The sequence below is a fragment of the Natronoarchaeum sp. GCM10025321 genome (assembly GCF_042663585.1).
In the GTDB taxonomy this organism is placed as follows: domain Archaea; phylum Halobacteriota; class Halobacteria; order Halobacteriales; family Natronoarchaeaceae; genus Natranaeroarchaeum.
The window spans coordinates 145293-162068 of record NZ_JBHTAN010000006.1; the positions used below are offsets into that span (position 1 = coordinate 145293).

Here is a 16776-nt window from a genome sequence, read left to right on the forward strand (position 1 = left end):
CTACTGCTCCAGGATCTCGACGAGATTGTTCTCCGGGTCGCGCAGAAAGCAGATCCGCGTCCCGCTCTCTGTCGTCTGGGGCGGGCTGATCGTCTCGACGTCCTCGGGGAGGTCCTCGTAGAACGCATCGAGGTCCTCGACGTCCAGTCCCAGATGCGTCGCGCCGGGGCGGTTGAGCGCGGCGTCGTCGACGGCCGTCCCCTCCGGTTCGTACTCGACGAGTTCGATCCGGATCCCGTCGGCGTCCAGATGGGCGAACGACCCGGTCGCGCCCTCGACGCCGACGCCGGTCGCAAACGCCTCTCCGGAGACGGAAAACCGCGTGCGGAGGTCTAGTCCGAGCACGTCGCGGTAGAACGGGACGACGCGGTCGAGATCCGATACGGTGATACCGACGTGATGTGCGGTCGCGGGCATACACATAAAGGCGCTCGCGCGTCGCAAAAGCCCGTCGTCCGACCCCGGCAAGGAATCGCCGGCGACGACCGCCTGCCGGGCGACTCAGACTCCCGCGGCCCAGAGCAGGTACTCCTCGTCCTGTTCGTACACCTGCCGGAAGGCGTCCTCGACGAACTGGGCGATACGCTCGTCGTCGGTCCGGGCGAGTATGCGGGCGTTCGTCCCTTCGGCCTCTTCGGGCCGGACGAGTTCGTCGACTGTGAAGGAGGGGTACTCGTCGAGGAGGGATTTGAGCCGGTCGAGCTCAGTGTCCGTACAGTCGAGGTTCAGCGTGTCCTCTGCAAGCTGGATCCACGGCGCTACGGCGTCTTCGTCGGTCGTCTCCGCCGGTAGCTCCGCTTCGAGGGTCAGGAAGGCGCTGTCGCGCTCTCGATGGGCGGCGATGGCGTCCTCCGCGAGCGCGCGGCGGTCTTTGGGCGTCTCGGCATCGAATCTGGTCATACCCGTGCGTTCGAGATAGGCTCTCAAAGGCGGAACGGTTTCTTCAAAGCTTTACATCGGGAGGCTGTTCTTTCAGTATGGCCAGTCCAAACGTACTGCTACTCGGCGCACCCGGGGCAGGGAAAGGTACACAGAGCGCACGAATCACCGAGGAGTTCGACGTCGAACACGTCACGACGGGCGACGCACTGCGCGCGAACAAGGAGATGGATATCAGCCATCTCGATACGGAGTACGATACGCCGGGCGAGTATATGGACGCCGGGGAACTCGTCCCCGACGAGGTCGTCAACGAGATCGTCAAGACGGCGCTGCAGGAGGCCGACGGCTACGTGCTCGACGGCTACCCGCGCAACCTCGATCAGGCAGAGTATCTCTCGGACATCACCGACCTTGACGCCGTATTGCTACTCGACGTCGGTACCGAGGAACTCGTCCGCCGACTCACAGGCCGACGTATGGATCCCGAGACGGGCGACATCTACCACACCGAGTTCGATATGCCCGACGACGAGGAGATCCGCGAGCGTCTCGTCCAGCGCGAGGACGACACCGAAGAGACCGTCCGCGAGCGCCTGCGCGTCTTCGAGGAGAACACTCAGCCGGTGATCGACCATTACGAAGACGAGGGCGATCTCGTCCGTATCGACGGCGAAGGAACTCCCGACGAGGTCTGGGAAGCAGTCGAAGCGACAATCGAGGACGCGGTCTGACCACGCGCAGAGTGGTCCCCCTCGAGCACTTTCTCCTGTGGACCGCTCCCTACGATCACAACTGTTGAATACCCCTCCCCTCCTAGAAGATAGCAAATGGTTCGGACAGCGGAGAAAGTAGAGACTCTCGTCGAAGAAGACGAGAGTTTCGCCGATGCCCTCGCGGCGATCAAGCGGGCCGCCGACGAGAACGGCGGCGAGGTCAGGTGGACCGACGTCGAACGCGACGTTACCAGCGGCCAGTGGGGCCGCCTGATCGAGAAGGGTGTCCTCAGGAGTAGCGACGGCGGGTTCGAGTTCTCCGATCCCGACGGCGTCGAGGAAGTTATCGACGATAACGGTGATATCTCGCTCCCGGACGAGGAGACTCCCGAAGTCGAAGAAGAGAGCTCCTGGACCCAGTGGGACAAGATGGCCGGCGTTGCAACGGTCGCGATGATGGTTGGATACTACTTCAACCCGGTCCGGGACCTGATCGGCGGAACGATCAACATCTTCCTCGGCCCAATCGACGCCGTGCTCCCGTTCTACGCGGTGATCCTGATCGCCGCGATGCTGACCGGGATGTACTCGACGATCCTGCAGGCAAACCTGATGGACATGGACAAGATGTCGAAGTATCAGGATCAGATGCAGGAGCTACAGGATCGCCGCGAAGAGGCCAAAGAACGCGGCGACGACGAGGCTCTCGAACGCATCCAGGAGGAGCAGATGGACGCCATGGGCGACCAGATCGGGATGTTCAAAGAGCAGTTCCGTCCGATGGTCTGGATCATGGTGCTTACTATCCCCATCTTCCTCTGGATCTACTGGGCGGTCAATGCGGGCCAGCTGACGGCGGCCGAGCAGACGATGATCATGCCCATCGCCGGCGAAGTGACGCTCTCGTCGGGGCTCGTCGGTCCGATGCAGTCCTGGATCGTCTGGTACTTCCTGTGCTCGCTGGGCTTCACCCAGCTGATCCGGAAGTCGCTGAACATCAACACGACGCCGTCGTAGACCTCCCGACTCCCCTCGCCTCGTCATCGAAGTTCATAACCTCTTTTACCGGCAGTCGCTCAGATAGGATATGTTACTAACAGTCTCCGGTCCACCGGGGAGCGGGAAGAGTACCACCGCAGCGGCGCTCGCAGCGGAGTTCGGCATCGAGCACGTCAGTGGCGGCGATATCTTCCGTTCGCTGGCCGAGGAACGGGGCTACACCCTCGCAGAGTTCAACGAGCTAGCCGAGGAGGACGACGAGATCGATCGCGACCTCGACCGGCGACTACAGCAGATCGCCCATGAACGCGACGACGTCCTGCTGGAATCCCGCCTTTCGGGCTGGCTCGCCGCCGACGAGGCCGACGTTCGGATCTGGCTCGACGCGCCGCTGTCGGTCCGTGCGGCCCGGATCGCCGACCGCGAGGGGAAACCCGTCGAGCAGGCCGAGACCGAGACCGAAGAACGCGAGGCCAGCGAGCACGAACGGTATCTCGACTACTACAATATCGATATCTCCGACCTGTCGATCTACGACCTGAGTATCAACACTGCACGCTGGGACGAGGATACGGTCTTTACCCTGCTCGTCGAAGGCGTCGAGGGGTACGACGAGGATAGCGACGAAGGCAAGCTACGGGTCGACGCAGATTACGAGTTCTGACTCATGCGTGGCCCCCCAGCAGAACGGACGCCCGCCGAGTTGCTTAGCTTCGGGGTCGTCAATCTCGACAAGCCACCGGGTCCCTCGGCCCATCAGGTGACTGGCTGGCTCCGGGATGCGGTCGGCGAGCACGTCCCGGAGGACGAGTACGCCGGCGAGTGGGGTGCCGCCCACGCGGGGACGCTCGACCCGAAAGTGACCGGTTGTTTGCCCGTCCTGCTCGGCGATGCGACCCGGCTTGCACAGGTGTTTCTCGAAGGGAGCAAGGAGTACATCGCAGTGCTCGAACTCCACGACGATGCCCCGAGCGATATCGAGGCCGTCGTCTCCGAGTTCGAGAACAGACTCTACCAGAAACCGCCGAAGAAAAGCGCCGTCTCCCGGCGGCTTCGAGTCCGCGAGGTCTACGACCTCGAACTGCTGGAAGTCGAACCCCGACAGGCGCTCTTGCGGATCCGCTGTGAGAGCGGTACGTACGTCCGCAAACTCTGCCACGACATCGGTCTGGCGCTGGGGACGGGCGCACACATGGGCCATCTCCGCCGCTCGGCGACCGATCCGTTCGACGACACCGACCTGCAGACGATGCACGACCTCGTCGACGCGCTTGCCGAACTCGACGAGGGCGACGACGGCCCGCTACGCGAGGTCGTCTCGCCCGCCGAGCGCGCACTTACCCACCTCCCCCGCGTGACTATCGCCGAGTCGGCGGCCCGCGAAGTCGCAGAGGGAGCACCGGTGTACGCGCCCGGCGTGCTCGGTGCCGAGGGCGTACGGGACCAGGAAGCGGAACCGCTGGTCACGTGTTATACGCCCGACGACGCGGCGGTCTGTCTCGGACGCCTGACCGGAGATGTCGAGGCGGAAGACGGCGTCGTCGTCGAACTCGAACGCGTTCTCGTCTAGACGACAGGTTTCAGAGGCCGGCGTCCTAACGCTCTCGTATGTCCGACAAACCGCGCGCCCTCTCGATGCGCTGGGAGGACGTGCTCTTTGCACACTGGCCCGTCGACCCCGCTATGGTCCGACCGACGCTTCCCGACGGCCTCGACGTCGACCTGTTCGAGGGTGACGCCTATCTGAGCGTCGTCGCGTTCGTCATGAGCGACATTAGCCCGAGCGGCGTCCCGTTCGGCCTTTCCTTCCCCGAGTTGAACCTGCGCACCTACGTCACCCACGAGGATGGGCCGCCGGGGATCTACTTCTACAATCTCGACGCCGACGACCGGATCGGCGTCCCCATCGCCCGCAAACTGTTCGGTCTGCCGTACTACCGCGCGGAGATGGATGTCTCTCGTACGTCCGAGAATGTCCGATTCAGAAGTCGACGCACTCACGACGGCGTCCCGCCCGCATCGTTCGACGCCGAGTATCGGGCAGTCGGGGAGCCACACCAACCCGAACCGGGTACGCTGGAAGCGTTTCTGACCGAGCGCTATCGGTTCTACGCGGTCGGCCAGGACAGGCTTCCGTCAGTCGATATCGGTGGCGATCAGCTCTATGCTGGCGATATCGCGCACGAACCGTGGACCCTGCGGGACGCCGAGGCGGAGTTCGACCGCAACGACCTGTTCGAGGCCGCCGGGTTCGAGATGCCCGAGGGGGAGCCGATCTGTCAGTACGGCCCCGGGATCGACGTCACGGCAGGCCGGGTCCAGCGGCTCTGAGTCGAGAGACATTTGATCCGGCCGAACGGACACCCTGACATGACCGCTCTCTGGACTATGAGCTACAACGTCCGGTACGACACGCCCGGGGACGGCGACGACGTCTGGGACGAGCGCCGGGATGCCGTCGCGGATATCGTCCGCTCTCGCCGTCCGGCTCTCGTCGGGTTTCAGGAACCGCTTCCCCACCAGCTAACCGATCTGCGCGAGCGGCTTCCGGCGTACGAAATCGTTGGCCGGGGGCGGAACGCCGATGGCGGCGGTGAGCGCTCACCGATCGGGTTCAGGCGGGACCGGTTCTCGGTGCTGGACCGGGAGACGCTCTGGCTCTCCGAGACGCCCGAGAATCCTGGTAGCGTCGGCTGGGACGCCGAACTCCCCCGGATCGCGACCCGGCTTCGGCTTCGCGACGAACAAACTGGGCGGACGCTCACCCACTGTAACACGCATTTCGCACACAAGGGTGAGCGAGCACGGCGCGAAGCGGCGTCCCTGCTCGCTCGACGACTTGACGGCGACGATCCGACGATTCTGACCGGCGATTTCAACTGCGAGGCCGACTCCCCACCGTATCGACGACTCGTCGACGCCGGGGTTCGCGATGCTCGATCCGCGAGCGAACTGCCTCCGTTCGGTCCCCACACGACGCGGACGGATTTCGGTTCGCTCCATCCCGACTGGATCATCGATCACGTGTTCGTCGATGGCCCCCTATCAGTCCGGCAGTGTGGCACCTGTTCGGAGACGGACCGCCGGCACCGGTATCCGTCCGATCACCTGCCCGTACTGGCCGAACTGCGGTACGAAGACCGGTAGCTACCAGGTCTTGCAGGCCGCACAGACCATCCCCTCCTCTCCGGTCCACCGTTTCGTAACCGCCTCGCCACAGGCCGCACACTCTCCTCCCGCGTCGTCCCACGCGTAGGTGACGGTTGCCGGCGACGTCTCGTCGCGCGCTGGCTTGTCGGCGTCGCCCTCTTTCTCGCCCTCCGACTGGCCGTCCGTCTCGACAAACTCCGTCAGCGACGAATCTTCTGGCACGGCCGTCGCTACTCGGTAGTGCTACAAAACCGTTTCGCGCGGCGAGGCCGCCGCTCAGGGGTAGCAGCGACGCCGACGAGCGCGTCGGCGTCAAAAACCGTCAGAACTGCGGCAGCGACTTACAGTCGGGTGACTTCGGTCGCGCGCGGCCCTTTGGGTGCCTGTTCGATTTCGAATTCCAGTTCCTGTCCCTCTTCGAGGTCGGGGCCGCCGATATCTTCCATGTGGAAGAAGACGTCCTCGTCCGCGTCCTCAGTCTCGATGAAGCCGTAACCGCCTGTGTCGTTGAAGAAATCGACCGTACCTTCTGCCATAGCGACTACATCGAGACTACCGAGACTCATAATGGTTGCGGAGTTGCCTACTTACCCCGTCGAGACACTCCCTTCTATCAGAAACAACCGTGTAGATACTATACAGTTTCCCCGGAGCGACCCTCACTGGGGGCAGTCGTCGGCATCGACCGAGCGTTTCTCCGACCCCTGCTCGATCGGTCGTAGCTCCGCCGAGTCGAGATCTATCACGGCCGCTACTCCTCCGTACTCGTGCGTTTGATCGTGTCCACGGACGACGACGCAGTTCACGTCGTCCGGAATCTCGACCGTTTCGGATCTGGTAAACGGCTGTTGGGAGTGTGCGTGCGCGAGGTTCCGTCGGCCCAGACGCGTCCCGTCTACTCGCTCTACCTGCCACCAGTTCGCGTAGCCGTCTTCTCCCTCGTCGTCGTGATGGAGCATCACGTCGAACGTGTACGTCCCGCCTTCGCTCTCGAAGGCGACGTCGACGACGTTTGCCTCCCGGAGGTCTAACTCGTCCGTTTCGGGGTCGTCTCCGTCCTGATCGTTCTCGTCCGGATCATCTCCGTCCGCATCGCTCTCATCCGGATCATCTCCGCCCGCATCGCTCTCATCGGGATCATTCTCGCCCGAGTCGTCGAGACAGCCACCGAGACCAGCGACCGAGACGACGCCGCCAATGCTACCCAAGAGACGACGTCGCGAGCGAGACCGGACTGCATCCATATCTACTCCTTCGGGAGGAGATAGAAAAAGTCCCGCTCGTCCCGTCTGCTCACCGAAGCGAGGAGTCACTCACGCTATTTGGTAGTTCTCGCCGCGTCGGTGGCACCTCGCCTGCGAAGCTCTCGGGACTTCGAATGGACTGCGTTAGGCGTCCGTCTGCTCGCCGGCCGCCGTGAGCCAGTCGGGATCCTCGACGACTGTCGAGCCGACATCCGTGAGCGAGTAGCTGAACGTCATCGTCTGTTCGACGCCCTCTCCGTCGACACCCTCGCCGGTCCAGCTATCGTAGCGGACCAAACCGTCCTCGTCGACCAGCACCGCGTAGTCGAACGCTGTCCAGGTGAACTCGTCGTCGGTGCCCTGTGCGGCGATCCAGGCCGGCTGGTCGCTTCGCTCGTAGCGCGTGACGGTGACGCCGTCGTACGTCTCAGTTCCGACGACCGAGAACTCCGAGAGATCGCTCCCGCTCGTAATAGAGCTCTCGACCGAGAACAGGGTGTTCTCCGGGGTGAACTCTCCCGGGGCGGTCTGATACGTCGCCTCCTCGCCGTCGCCGTATCGCACGTACGACGTGCCGTCGGCGTAGAAACTCTCGTAATCGTTGGTCACTTCGTCCCGGTTCGTCATCAGCATCCCGAAACTGGATCGTTCGTTCACGTAATCGACGGCATGCGTGTATCTCGTTGTGCTTACACCGTCACGCTCGGTGGTGAACTCCATCTCCCAGACGGAGGTATAGCCCCCAGCATCCAACACTGCAGCCGTTCGGTTGTCGACGATCATCACTTCTCCGTCGGTGCCATCATCGGGTTCATCTGCTGGATCAGTAGAACCAGTTCCGCCGACACAGCCAGCAAGTAGCACGAGTGCAACGACAAAGATGGTCAGGCCGAATCTTTGTTTCATGTGTGTCTCACGCCGACCAGGTATAAATAGATAGATTCCAGCTATTTACTGCGGTCTGTTCTGCAGGAACGGGCAGGTAATTCATGGTACCGTTTGTGGGGGTGATATGGGGCCGGTCACTCGTACAATGACTGTCGCTCACGGGATTGTTCGCGACAGCAATATGGGGCCGCTCGGATTTGAACCGGATGCAGACGTGCTCACTACGTTGCGCGCGCCTGCCAGGGTTCAGATCCGAACGGCGTGTACGAGTCGCTCGTCACGTCCGTTCCTCGCAGAATCGATGGGGCCGCTCGGATTTGAACCGGATCAAGGATTCAAATCCTCACTCGTGCAATGACTGTCGCTCACGGAATTGTTCGCGACAGTAATATGGGGCCGCTCGGATTTGAACCGGATGCAGACGTGCTCACTACGTTGCGCGCGCCTGCCAGGGTTCAAATCTTCACTCGTGCAATGACTGTCGCTCACGGAATTGTTCGCGACAGTAATATGGGGCCGCTCGGATTTGAACCGAGGTGGCGAGCACCCAAGGCTCGAAGGATACCAAGCTACCCCACGGCCCCGTACCCTTCTCTTCGGTAGTCGCTATGTAAAGCGTTTCGTTCTCGATGTGTGGGGCAATAATGTTTATTAACCCTGACACGACAAAATGTGGTATGCCTACAAGGAACGATTCGGTTCTCACCGATTTTGATGCTATCGGTGCTCTCGACGCCGTACAGAGCCGGATCGGTGACGACCTTCTCGTCTGCGCTGAGTTCATCCCCGAAGACTTTCATATCATCTACGCCAGTGACACAGGGCTCGATGAGTACGAGAACGAGACCGATATCTGGGTCGTCGGCGACGTCATCCACGAGTACATGAACGTCGATTTCCTCGAACGAGAACTGTTCGAGGATCTCTATCCACAGGTGACCGAGACGAACGCCTTCGTCACGTACACCGACTACGCCGCGATCATTCGGGTCCTCAGCGGCGGCGAGGGACTGTATCTTTCCGTCGATCCGGATACCCCCGTCTCAGAGATCGTCAGCGAAGTCACGGACATACTCGGCTAACGATATCACTCGCCCGCGTCATCGTCTTCGAGTCGGTCGAGTCGATCCGCTATCTCGTCGTCAGTTGCCTCCGCATCCCCACTCTTCGTAGTCTCCGTACTGGTGGACAACTCGGCGTCCTCGATGTCGTCGTCCATTCGGGCCGCGATATCGCTGTCGGAGGCCTGTGACGACCCCGACGTGGCCGGGATGCCGTCACTCAGTGATGCCTCGGATGTCGTTTCCCTGTCCTCTAGTTTGGACTCGTCGATCAGTGCATCCGCATTTTCCGGATCGACGATCTCGCCGAATAGCGACGAGTAGGTCGCTATCAGTTGCTCGTCGTGTTCCTCTGGATCGATGTGGAAGTGGGTCACAACCTCCGTCTCGGCAAGGCGTCCAAGCAGGGTGTGCAGGAACTGAAACACTACCTCCGGGTCCGAGTGGACAAGCAGTCCGGAGATGGAGTCGAAACACAGCACGATCCGGTGGCCGTCGCTCGACCAGGTCTCACAGAACTCGCTCACTGACGCTCCGATATCGGTCAGCGCCGCGGGATCTTCCACGATATCCGTTGCGACCGGCGCGTCGAAATCCGGTTCCGTCGGATCCGCCGAGCGCAACACGTCTCCGACGATGATCTCCCCACGTTTCTCCGGTTGTCGTCCCGTGGTCCCCGTATCGAGTCGGGTTCGATCGGTGATATCCTGAGGAAACCTGACAGATAGCTCTGCCCGGTTCGTGGCTTCACCGACATCGAGTAGCGTGTCACAGCAGTGGTCGGCGTTCGTGCCGGACGCACCGAGTAGTAACACTGACGCCCCCTCGGAGACGTCGATCATTTCGTCACTCAAGCGTATTCTTCTGTTCTTTTACATGGATTAATAGTTTTGTATCGGTCTCACCGTTCCAGTCGTGTGAATTTTCATCGACGGCGGTCGGCCTACCGCCTGACGAGACGGCCCCTTCGTCCGGTAGTTTCTGCATACTAATATGGTGTGCTCCGGACGTGGAGGCATGGACACGGAGGAGGGCCAGGACGCGGTACTTATCCCGACCGGGTTCGATCCGGGGAGTTATTCCTGTGTACGGTCGCTCTCGCGACGGGGAATCCGGACGATCATCGCCTCTGAGCACGACGACGTTCCGGCGTCGAGATCCCGGTTCTGCGACGAAACCGTACGGATCCCGGCCCCAGACGAGGATCTGCTTGACTACCGAGACGCACTGCTACGGATCGCCTCGCGGCAGGACGTGAAGACGATTCTCCCGATCAGGCCACAGGACACGTATCTGTTCTCGCTGTACGAGTCGGAGTTCGAGGCGCACGTCTCGGTGGTAACGCCACTGATGGAGACGCTTCGAGTGGTCCACGATCGGATTCGGCTGACGGCGGCCGCCGAAGCCGCGGGCGTGCCAGTACCGGATACCCGTCTCCTTTCCGACGTCGAGGACACCGACCGCGAACTGATCGTCAAATCGCGCTACAATCTGCTGGCCAGCGAGTATCTCGATTCGTACTCGGAACGGGAGTCCGCGACCGCAAAATCCGTGAGCCACTATCGCGCAGGCGACGAACTCGATCGAGCGGAACTCACCGAATCGATGGGCCACGACCCGATCGTACAGGAGTATATCCCGTCGAGCGACGAGTACGTCTTCGGGGCACTCTACGACCACGGCGAGGCGCTCGCGACCTTCCAGCACCGGCAGATACGCGGGGACTCCTACACTGGCGGCGGTGGCGTCTACAGGGTCTCCGTCGATATCCCGGAGCTAGATCAGGTGGGACGGAGGCTTCTGGACAGCATTGATTACCATGGTCTCGCCTGTATCGAGTATATGCGCCACGAGGAGACCGACGAGTTCGTTCTCACGGAGATCAACCCACGGCTCTGGCAGTCGCTTCCCTGTGCCGTCCGGGCCGGGGCCGATTTCCCGTGGTACTACTGGCTTCTCGCGACCGGTCGGCCCGAAGCGATAGACCCGGAGTACGAGGTAGGAGTCGGGACCCATCTCCTGTACGGTGAACTCGGCCACCTCCAGAGCCTGTTCACCGACGACTCCGCAATCGTCGGCCGTCCGTCAGTCCCGGGAACGGCGTGGGAGATACTGCGGTCGTGCTACGAGGACCCGAACTTCGACAATCTCCGGGTCGACGACCCACGTCCGTTTGTCACGGGTCTCAGTCACGTTCTGAAGAACACGACGTAGCCCCCGGCTACTGTCGCGATTGCCCGCAGGGCGAGAGGTTTTTGCACGCTCCGTTGTAAGTGATGGGACGTGACTGAAGATTCACTTTCGTGGGAGACGTTCGGCTCCCGGACTGCGTACTCCTGTCCCGGCTTCGACGTCGTGACCGACGACGTGCGCCTGCCCGACGGGACCGAGACGACCTTCGATTATCTTACTGAACCACCGGCAGTCGTCGTGTTGCCGTTCACTGCCGACGGCGACGTCGTCGTCATCGAGGAGTGGCGACAGGCCGTGGACCGCATCAACCGCGGACTCCCGGTTGGGACTGTCGAACCGGACGACGAGTCGCTGGCCGCCGCCGCCCGGCGAGAACTCCGGGAAGAGACCGGCTACGAGGGACGGGAGTTCGAACACCTGACGACGGTCGAACCGATGAACGGTGCTACAAACAGCGTTCACAACGTCTTCGTCGCCCGGGGCTGTGCGCCGACCGCCGAGCAGGAACTCGACGACAACGAGAGCATCCGCGTCGAGACGACGACGTTCGACGACCTGCTCGCCGCAGTCGAAAACGACGAGATCCGCGACGGGCGGGCCCAGCTGGCAGTGCTCCGATACGTGCTGCTCGCCGACGAACGGAATCCTTAGGCCGTCACCTGCCCTCCACCCGACCATGCGCGACCATTTCGAGTTGCAGGACGCCGACGCTGGGGGGCGGATCGGAGAGCTAACCGTCCCACGAGCAGGGGTCACCGTCGAAACGCCGGCACTGTTGCCGGTGATCAATCCGAACCTTCAGACGATATCACCCGCCCGCCTCCACGAGGAGTTCGGCGCGGAGATTCTCATCACGAACTCTTATATTATCCACAACAACGACGACCTCCGCGAGAGCGCCCGCGAGCAGGGGCTTCACGAACTGCTCGACTTCGACGGTGCGATCATGACCGACTCGGGGTCGTTTCAGCTCTCCGAGTACGGGGAGATCGACGTCACGACCGACGAGATCCTCAGATTTCAGCGCGAGATCGGCTCCGACATCGGTACGCCGGTCGACATCCCGACGCCGCCGGACGTCTCCCACGAGCGAGCAGAAGCGGAACTCGAGACGACCAAAGAGCGCATCGAGGCGGCAGAATCGATCGATACGGGCGAGATGCTCCTCACGGCTCCGGTCCAGGGGTCGACGCATCCCGACCTGCGCGAGCGGGCTGGGGCCCACGCCGACGGTACGGACCACGACGTGTTCCCGATCGGTGCAGTCGTCCCCCTGATGAACGAGTACCGGTACGGCGACATGGTCGATGTCGTCGCGGCCGCCAAACGCGGACTCGGCGTCGACGCGCCGGTCCACCTGTTCGGTGCCGGTCACCCGATGATGTTCGCGCTCGCTGTCGCGATGGGCTGTGACCTGTTCGATTCGGCTGCCTACGCCCTGTACGCCCGGGACGACCGCTATCTCACCGTCCGCGGGACCGAACAACTCGACGACCTCGATTACCTCCCCTGTTCCTGTACGGTCTGTACCGACTCCACTGGCGAGGATCTGCGTGCGCTCAACGCCAAAGCACGCGAGGAAGCGCTCGCGGCACACAACCTCCACGTCACCTTCACGGAGATCCGGCGGATCAAGCAGGCCATCCGGAGCGGCGACCTGCTCGAACTCGTCGAGGAGCGCGCACGGAGCCACCCTGCGATGCTCGACGGCTATCGGGCGCTCTGTGAACACTCTGAACAACTCGAACGCGAGGACCCCGTCTCGAAGAGCACCTTCTTTTACCTCTCCAGCGAGAGCGCGAACAGGCCGGAGGTCCATCGCCATCACCGCCGACTCGACCGACTCGATCCGGAGGGACAGGTCCTCCTGACCGAGGGCGATAGCTCGAACAACTACGACGAATCCTGGCGCATCGTCCCGCCGTTCGGGCCGTTCCCGAGAGCCCTTTCGGAGACCTACCCCCTCACGGCGGAGGTTCCCGACCGACTGGATGCGAGCGCCTACGAGGCCGCGGCCGACGGCGTCGCCCGTCTCGTCGAGTCGAACCCCGACACCGAGTTCACACTCGGCCACTGGGACTGGCCCGCGTCGGCGCTTGACCGGGTTCCCGAGCGCGTCGAATCGTTCTCTCTCGGCGACCCGTAGGACGCCCGTCCACACGTTTATATCGCAGCGAGCGGCCAGCGGCGTCCATGCACTGACCCCGCTCCGGAGCGGTTCGCGGCTGTGTGACACGCCGCTTCGGAGGTCGCCGATGTCGCCTGTTCGCCATGCGCCCTGACGCCACCGCGGAGCCCTGGCGATCCGGGACCGATAGTCTCTTTCACGCACCGCGACAGCGGTATAGTATGACCGATTACTTCGAGGTGCTGGAGCGGGACGGCGCGGCCCGGATCGCCCAGCTCCGCCTCTCCGACCCGGTAACCACGCCGGCGCTCGTCGACGACGTCGTCGAGGACGCCGGGAGCCTCTGGCCCGAGGAGCGCGAACTGCCAGCGGGCGACGAGAGCGCTCTCACCGTTCTTCCCCACCGCGGCTTTCCGGCCGGCACTGCAGACGAGGTCAAAGAGTCGTTTGCCGTCGACTACCCCGATGTCGAGTATCCGAGCGCCGTCGCCGTCACGCCCGACACTGCCGAGAACTTCGGAGCCGACGCCTACGTGCTTTCGGACGTCCAGGGATCGATCGGCCACGGTAGTGCGTTCCGTGATGCGATCATCGAGACGCGTGATTCGATCCCCGCCGACAGCGGACTTTATCTCTCCGGCGTCGCCACGCCGGTCAACGTCGCTACGCTCGTCTACGCGGGCGTCGATCTGGTCGACGAACATCGCGCGGTTGTGAAAGGACTACAGGGCAAGTACCTCACCAACGAGGGCGAACACTTCCTCGAGGATCTCAGCGAACTCCCCTGTGCCTGCCCGGCCTGCCGGCAGCCAGTCGGCGAGTTCGACCGTGAGGACTGTGCCGATCACAACGCTAACGCGCTTCGTGCGGAACTCGGTCGGGTTCGCGAACGGATCCGCGCCGGCCGACTTCGCGACTACATCGAGGGGCAGGCCCGCCACGAGCAGTGGTGTACCGCGGCCTTCCGCGAATTCGACCAGCAGTGGTCGTATCTCGAACAACGAACGCCGGTCCTCAGACGCTCCGAACTGGTCTCTGCGACCGAGGACACGATCCGCCGCGTCGAGATCCAGCGCTTTGCCGAGCGAGTAACCAACCGGTATCAGAACCGGTTTTCGAACCCGCTCGTGCTCGTCCCCTGTTCGGCGACCAAACCCTACAGCGAGTCACAGAGCCACGGCCAGTTCCACGAGGCGATCGGCTTCCGCGGCCACGTCGTCTCGATGACGAGCCCTATCGGCGTCGTCCCACAGGAACTGGAGTGCACCTACCCTGCCCAGCACTACGACTCCGTCGTCACCGGTCGCTGGTCCGAGGACGAAAAGCGGTTTGTCGCGAACGTCCTGCAGGCCTACCTCGAACGCAACGAGTACCCGTCGGTGATCGCGCATATCCCCGACGAAGGCTATCGCGACATCTGCGAGCGCGTCGAGGACGCGCTCGATCTGGAGTTCACCTACACCGTCGAGGAGCACCCGACCGACGAGGAGTCGCTGGTCAACCTCGCGGGCGCGCTGGAGGGTGAACTCAAGTACTCGAAACGCGAACGCGAAAAAAACACTGTGCGGGCGATCGCAGACTACCAGTTCGGCGACGGTGCGGGGGACGCGCTTTTCGAGGACATCACGATGGAAAGCCGCTATCCGAAACTGCGCGTCCACGACCCCGAGGGCGAACAACTCGCCGCGATGGTTCCCCAGTACGGCGTCCTTTCGATGACTCTCGCGGGTGGGCGACAATGGGTCGAGAGCGACGCACCAACCAAACGCATCGAGATCGACGCGTTCGTTCCGCACGGCGACGTGCTCGCCCCCGGCGTCGTCGACGCCGACGACGAGATCCGGGTTGGCGACGAAGTGGTCGTCGAGGGACCGAAAGCGTTCGGCGTCGGCCGCGCCGAGATGAGCGGTCCGGAGATGGCTGAGAGCACTCGGGGCGTCGCGGCGTCGGTTCGCCACGTCGACGAGCAGTAACGTTCACTCGTCGATCACGAACACGCGGAGGTCGTTGACGTTCGTTCCCGTTGGCCCTGTTTTGATCAGCGCGTCGCTCTCGTCGAGGACCGGATAGACGTCGTTCCGGTCAAGTGCCTCGCGTGCGGTCGTCCGGTCGACAGTCTCGCACTCGACGATCGCACCGGCCGCATCGGTTGCGCCGTCGATGCCGTCCGTATCCACGCTTGTAACCACGATAGCGTCGGCGTCGAGTTCGAGGCCGGCGCTCAGCACGAACTCCTGGTTGGGGCCGCCAGCCCCGTGGTCATCGGCGAGGGTGACGGTCGTCTCGCCGCCCGACAGCAACACGGCAGGCGGGGCAACCGGGGTCGCCGTAGCGAGACACTCCTCCGCGATTGCGGCGTGAGTTTTGGCGGCCTCACTGGCCTCGCCACGGACGCGACTGGAGAGGACGAGCGGGGTGTAGTCCCGGTCCTCGGCAACCGCTGCGGCGGCGTCGATTGCGGTTCGGCCGTTCGCGACGACATGCCGGTCGACTCTCTCGAACGCGGGATCGTCGCATGTCGGCGTCTCGTCGAGTTCGCCCGCCTCGCCGCGACGCAGATGGGACCGAACGGTTGCTGCCTCGATCCCGTACCGGTCGAGCACCTCTCTCGCATCGGCATAGGTCGTCGGATCCGGCGAGAGTGGCCCGCTCGCGATCACGCTGAGATCGTCGCCGATCACGTCGCTGATGACCAGTGCGACGACGGTTGCCGGGGCCGCACGCCGTGCGAGACGCCCCCCTTTGATCCGCGAACAATGCTTGCGGACGGCGTTTATCTCTCCGATCGTCGCACCGCTCGCGAGGAGCGCCTCGGTCGTTTCCCGGAAATCATCGAGCGAGAGGTCGCCGGCCGGAGCCGGAAGCAGGGCGCTGCCGCCGCCGGTGAGCAGTCCGATCACGAGGTCGTCCTCGCCGGCCTGCTCAACGACGCGCTCGACGCGTCGGGCACTCTCGACGCCGCGCTCGCTCGGAACAGGATGATCGCCGGGCAAGACATCAACTGCCCGGGTCTCGACGGGGTCGTCGGTAACGACGGTACCGCCGGTGATCCGATCACCCAATACGTTCTCGACGGCCGTGGCAAGATGTGCCGCGGCGTTGCCGCCGCCAGCAAGTAGTATCGACTCGTGCTCGCTCAGGTCGTAGCCCCTGGACTCTTGTTCTACTACTCCGCTCACCTGCAACATCTCTCCATCCAGTTCGAGCGCGTCGTCGACGACTACCTCGGGGTGGGTGGCGTTGATACCGGCCTGGAGACAGTCGAGTGCGAGCGAGCGGGAGGGTGACTGTCGGAGTTCGTCTCGGTTATCGATAGTCTCACGTGGTGGCGTCATGTTTGCGGGGGATCTCCGTCGGTGTCAGTCGGTTGCACGGGTGTCGAAACGATCGACCTCCCGGACCGTAAGCAGTTCGACGGCACTGGGTTCTCTTGCCAGCACAGCCGATCGTCTGCGTGTGTCTCCGGGATGAATGATCTTGCACGATATCTCGTGGGCCGAACCGATACCGCTCAACGA

The 16776-nt window shown here is 63.0% G+C and carries 19 protein-coding genes and 1 tRNA gene; 11 read left to right on the forward strand and 9 right to left on the reverse strand.

Features of this window, described 5'->3' with window-relative positions:
- Both ACFQL3_RS03425 and ACFQL3_RS03430 read right to left on the reverse strand, forming a co-directional pair.
- Entirely contained in the window at positions 1–417 is a 417-nt protein-coding gene (locus tag ACFQL3_RS03425; protein ID WP_377051412.1) for a VOC family protein, read from the reverse strand.
- Between the two features lie 84 nt (positions 418–501).
- Positions 502–900, reverse strand: coding sequence for a hypothetical protein (locus tag ACFQL3_RS03430; RefSeq protein ID WP_377051414.1), 399 nt, complete (start codon positions 898–900; stop codon positions 502–504).
- A 77-nt stretch (positions 901–977) separates the two neighbouring features.
- Between ACFQL3_RS03430 and ACFQL3_RS03435 the strand changes: the two genes are divergently transcribed.
- From ACFQL3_RS03435 to ACFQL3_RS03460, 6 genes are all read left to right on the forward strand, one after another.
- Complete coding sequence (locus tag ACFQL3_RS03435; protein ID WP_377051416.1) at positions 978–1613, forward strand: adenylate kinase; 636 nt, start codon at positions 978–980, stop codon at positions 1611–1613.
- A 96-nt stretch (positions 1614–1709) separates the two neighbouring features.
- Positions 1710–2612: a DUF106 domain-containing protein gene (locus ACFQL3_RS03440; RefSeq protein WP_377051418.1), complete on the forward strand. Its 903-nt coding sequence runs from the start codon at positions 1710–1712 to the stop codon at positions 2610–2612.
- A gap of 70 nt (positions 2613–2682) precedes the next feature.
- Positions 2683–3258 carry a (d)CMP kinase gene (gene cmk / locus ACFQL3_RS03445; protein ID WP_377051420.1) on the forward strand — a complete coding sequence of 192 codons (576 nt, stop codon included), beginning with the start codon at positions 2683–2685 and terminating at the stop codon, positions 3256–3258.
- A gap of 3 nt (positions 3259–3261) precedes the next feature.
- Positions 3262–4164, forward strand: coding sequence for an RNA-guided pseudouridylation complex pseudouridine synthase subunit Cbf5 (locus tag ACFQL3_RS03450; protein WP_377051422.1), 903 nt, complete (start codon positions 3262–3264; stop codon positions 4162–4164).
- Between the two features lie 38 nt (positions 4165–4202).
- Positions 4203–4925 carry a YqjF family protein gene (locus ACFQL3_RS03455; RefSeq protein WP_377051424.1) on the forward strand — a complete coding sequence of 241 codons (723 nt, stop codon included), beginning with the start codon at positions 4203–4205 and terminating at the stop codon, positions 4923–4925.
- 39 nt (positions 4926–4964) lie between these two features.
- Entirely contained in the window at positions 4965–5741 is a 777-nt protein-coding gene (locus ACFQL3_RS03460; protein WP_377051426.1) for an endonuclease/exonuclease/phosphatase family protein, read from the forward strand.
- On the opposite strand, the gene ACFQL3_RS03465 is transcribed toward ACFQL3_RS03460, so the two are convergent.
- The 5 genes from ACFQL3_RS03465 to ACFQL3_RS03485 form a co-directional block, all read right to left on the reverse strand.
- A complete protein-coding gene (locus ACFQL3_RS03465) occupies positions 5742–5966 on the reverse strand; it encodes a DUF7573 domain-containing protein (protein ID WP_377051428.1) in 225 nt (74 codons plus the stop codon).
- A gap of 119 nt (positions 5967–6085) precedes the next feature.
- The gene (locus ACFQL3_RS03470) at positions 6086–6280 is read right to left on the reverse strand and encodes a cold-shock protein (RefSeq protein WP_377051430.1); all 195 of its coding nucleotides are present in this window, start codon (positions 6278–6280) and stop codon (positions 6086–6088) included.
- Positions 6281–6403: 123 nt separating this feature from the next.
- Positions 6404–6988 (reverse strand): hypothetical protein, encoded by a 585-nt coding sequence (locus ACFQL3_RS03475; RefSeq protein ID WP_377051432.1) that lies wholly within the window; start codon positions 6986–6988, stop codon positions 6404–6406.
- A gap of 144 nt (positions 6989–7132) precedes the next feature.
- Positions 7133–7894 (reverse strand): DUF7537 family lipoprotein, encoded by a 762-nt coding sequence (locus ACFQL3_RS03480; protein WP_377051434.1) that lies wholly within the window; start codon positions 7892–7894, stop codon positions 7133–7135.
- 493 nt (positions 7895–8387) lie between these two features.
- A tRNA-Pro gene (locus ACFQL3_RS03485) sits at positions 8388–8460 on the reverse strand.
- Between the two features lie 93 nt (positions 8461–8553).
- Here ACFQL3_RS03485 and ACFQL3_RS03490 point away from each other — a divergent pair.
- On the forward strand, positions 8554–8958 hold the full coding sequence (locus ACFQL3_RS03490; protein ID WP_377051436.1) for a hypothetical protein: 405 nt from the start codon (positions 8554–8556) through the stop codon (positions 8956–8958).
- Between the two features lie 5 nt (positions 8959–8963).
- Here ACFQL3_RS03490 and ACFQL3_RS03495 read toward each other — a convergent pair whose 3' ends face one another.
- Positions 8964–9791, reverse strand: coding sequence for a DUF7504 family protein (locus tag ACFQL3_RS03495; protein WP_377051438.1), 828 nt, complete (start codon positions 9789–9791; stop codon positions 8964–8966).
- Between the two features lie 163 nt (positions 9792–9954).
- On the opposite strand from ACFQL3_RS03495, the gene ACFQL3_RS03500 reads away from it, so the two are divergent.
- From ACFQL3_RS03500 to arcS, 4 genes are all read left to right on the forward strand, one after another.
- On the forward strand, positions 9955–11151 hold the full coding sequence (locus tag ACFQL3_RS03500; protein ID WP_377051440.1) for a carboxylate--amine ligase: 1197 nt from the start codon (positions 9955–9957) through the stop codon (positions 11149–11151).
- Positions 11152–11220: 69 nt separating this feature from the next.
- On the forward strand, positions 11221–11781 hold the full coding sequence (locus ACFQL3_RS03505) for an NUDIX hydrolase (protein ID WP_377051442.1): 561 nt from the start codon (positions 11221–11223) through the stop codon (positions 11779–11781).
- Positions 11782–11806: 25 nt separating this feature from the next.
- Positions 11807–13276 (forward strand): tRNA guanosine(15) transglycosylase TgtA, encoded by a 1470-nt coding sequence (gene tgtA, locus ACFQL3_RS03510; RefSeq protein ID WP_377051444.1) that lies wholly within the window; start codon positions 11807–11809, stop codon positions 13274–13276.
- Between the two features lie 203 nt (positions 13277–13479).
- Positions 13480–15231, forward strand: coding sequence for an archaeosine synthase subunit alpha (gene arcS, locus ACFQL3_RS03515; RefSeq protein WP_377051446.1), 1752 nt, complete (start codon positions 13480–13482; stop codon positions 15229–15231).
- 3 nt (positions 15232–15234) lie between these two features.
- Here arcS and ACFQL3_RS03520 read toward each other — a convergent pair whose 3' ends face one another.
- Positions 15235–16593: a glycerate kinase type-2 family protein gene (locus ACFQL3_RS03520; protein ID WP_377051448.1), complete on the reverse strand. Its 1359-nt coding sequence runs from the start codon at positions 16591–16593 to the stop codon at positions 15235–15237.
- Between the last annotated feature and the right edge of the window lie 183 nt (positions 16594–16776).

Coding starts and splice junctions, on each gene's coding strand:
- ACFQL3_RS03425 (WP_377051412.1), bottom strand. CDS start 417: ATGCCCGCGACCGCACATCACGTCGGTATCACCGTATCGGATCTCGAC.
- ACFQL3_RS03430 (WP_377051414.1), bottom strand. CDS start 900: ATGACCAGATTCGATGCCGAGACGCCCAAAGACCGCCGCGCGCTCGCG.
- ACFQL3_RS03435 (WP_377051416.1), top strand. CDS start 978: ATGGCCAGTCCAAACGTACTGCTACTCGGCGCACCCGGGGCAGGGAAA.
- ACFQL3_RS03440 (WP_377051418.1), top strand. CDS start 1,710: ATGGTTCGGACAGCGGAGAAAGTAGAGACTCTCGTCGAAGAAGACGAG.
- cmk (WP_377051420.1), top strand. CDS start 2,683: ATGTTACTAACAGTCTCCGGTCCACCGGGGAGCGGGAAGAGTACCACC.
- ACFQL3_RS03450 (WP_377051422.1), top strand. CDS start 3,262: ATGCGTGGCCCCCCAGCAGAACGGACGCCCGCCGAGTTGCTTAGCTTC.
- ACFQL3_RS03455 (WP_377051424.1), top strand. CDS start 4,203: ATGTCCGACAAACCGCGCGCCCTCTCGATGCGCTGGGAGGACGTGCTC.
- ACFQL3_RS03460 (WP_377051426.1), top strand. CDS start 4,965: ATGACCGCTCTCTGGACTATGAGCTACAACGTCCGGTACGACACGCCC.
- ACFQL3_RS03470 (WP_377051430.1), bottom strand. CDS start 6,280: ATGGCAGAAGGTACGGTCGATTTCTTCAACGACACAGGCGGTTACGGC.
- ACFQL3_RS03475 (WP_377051432.1), bottom strand. CDS start 6,988: ATGGATGCAGTCCGGTCTCGCTCGCGACGTCGTCTCTTGGGTAGCATT.
- ACFQL3_RS03480 (WP_377051434.1), bottom strand. CDS start 7,894: ATGAAACAAAGATTCGGCCTGACCATCTTTGTCGTTGCACTCGTGCTA.
- ACFQL3_RS03490 (WP_377051436.1), top strand. CDS start 8,554: ATGCCTACAAGGAACGATTCGGTTCTCACCGATTTTGATGCTATCGGT.
- ACFQL3_RS03500 (WP_377051440.1), top strand. CDS start 9,955: ATGGACACGGAGGAGGGCCAGGACGCGGTACTTATCCCGACCGGGTTC.
- tgtA (WP_377051444.1), top strand. CDS start 11,807: ATGCGCGACCATTTCGAGTTGCAGGACGCCGACGCTGGGGGGCGGATC.
- arcS (WP_377051446.1), top strand. CDS start 13,480: ATGACCGATTACTTCGAGGTGCTGGAGCGGGACGGCGCGGCCCGGATC.
- ACFQL3_RS03520 (WP_377051448.1), bottom strand. CDS start 16,593: ATGACGCCACCACGTGAGACTATCGATAACCGAGACGAACTCCGACAG.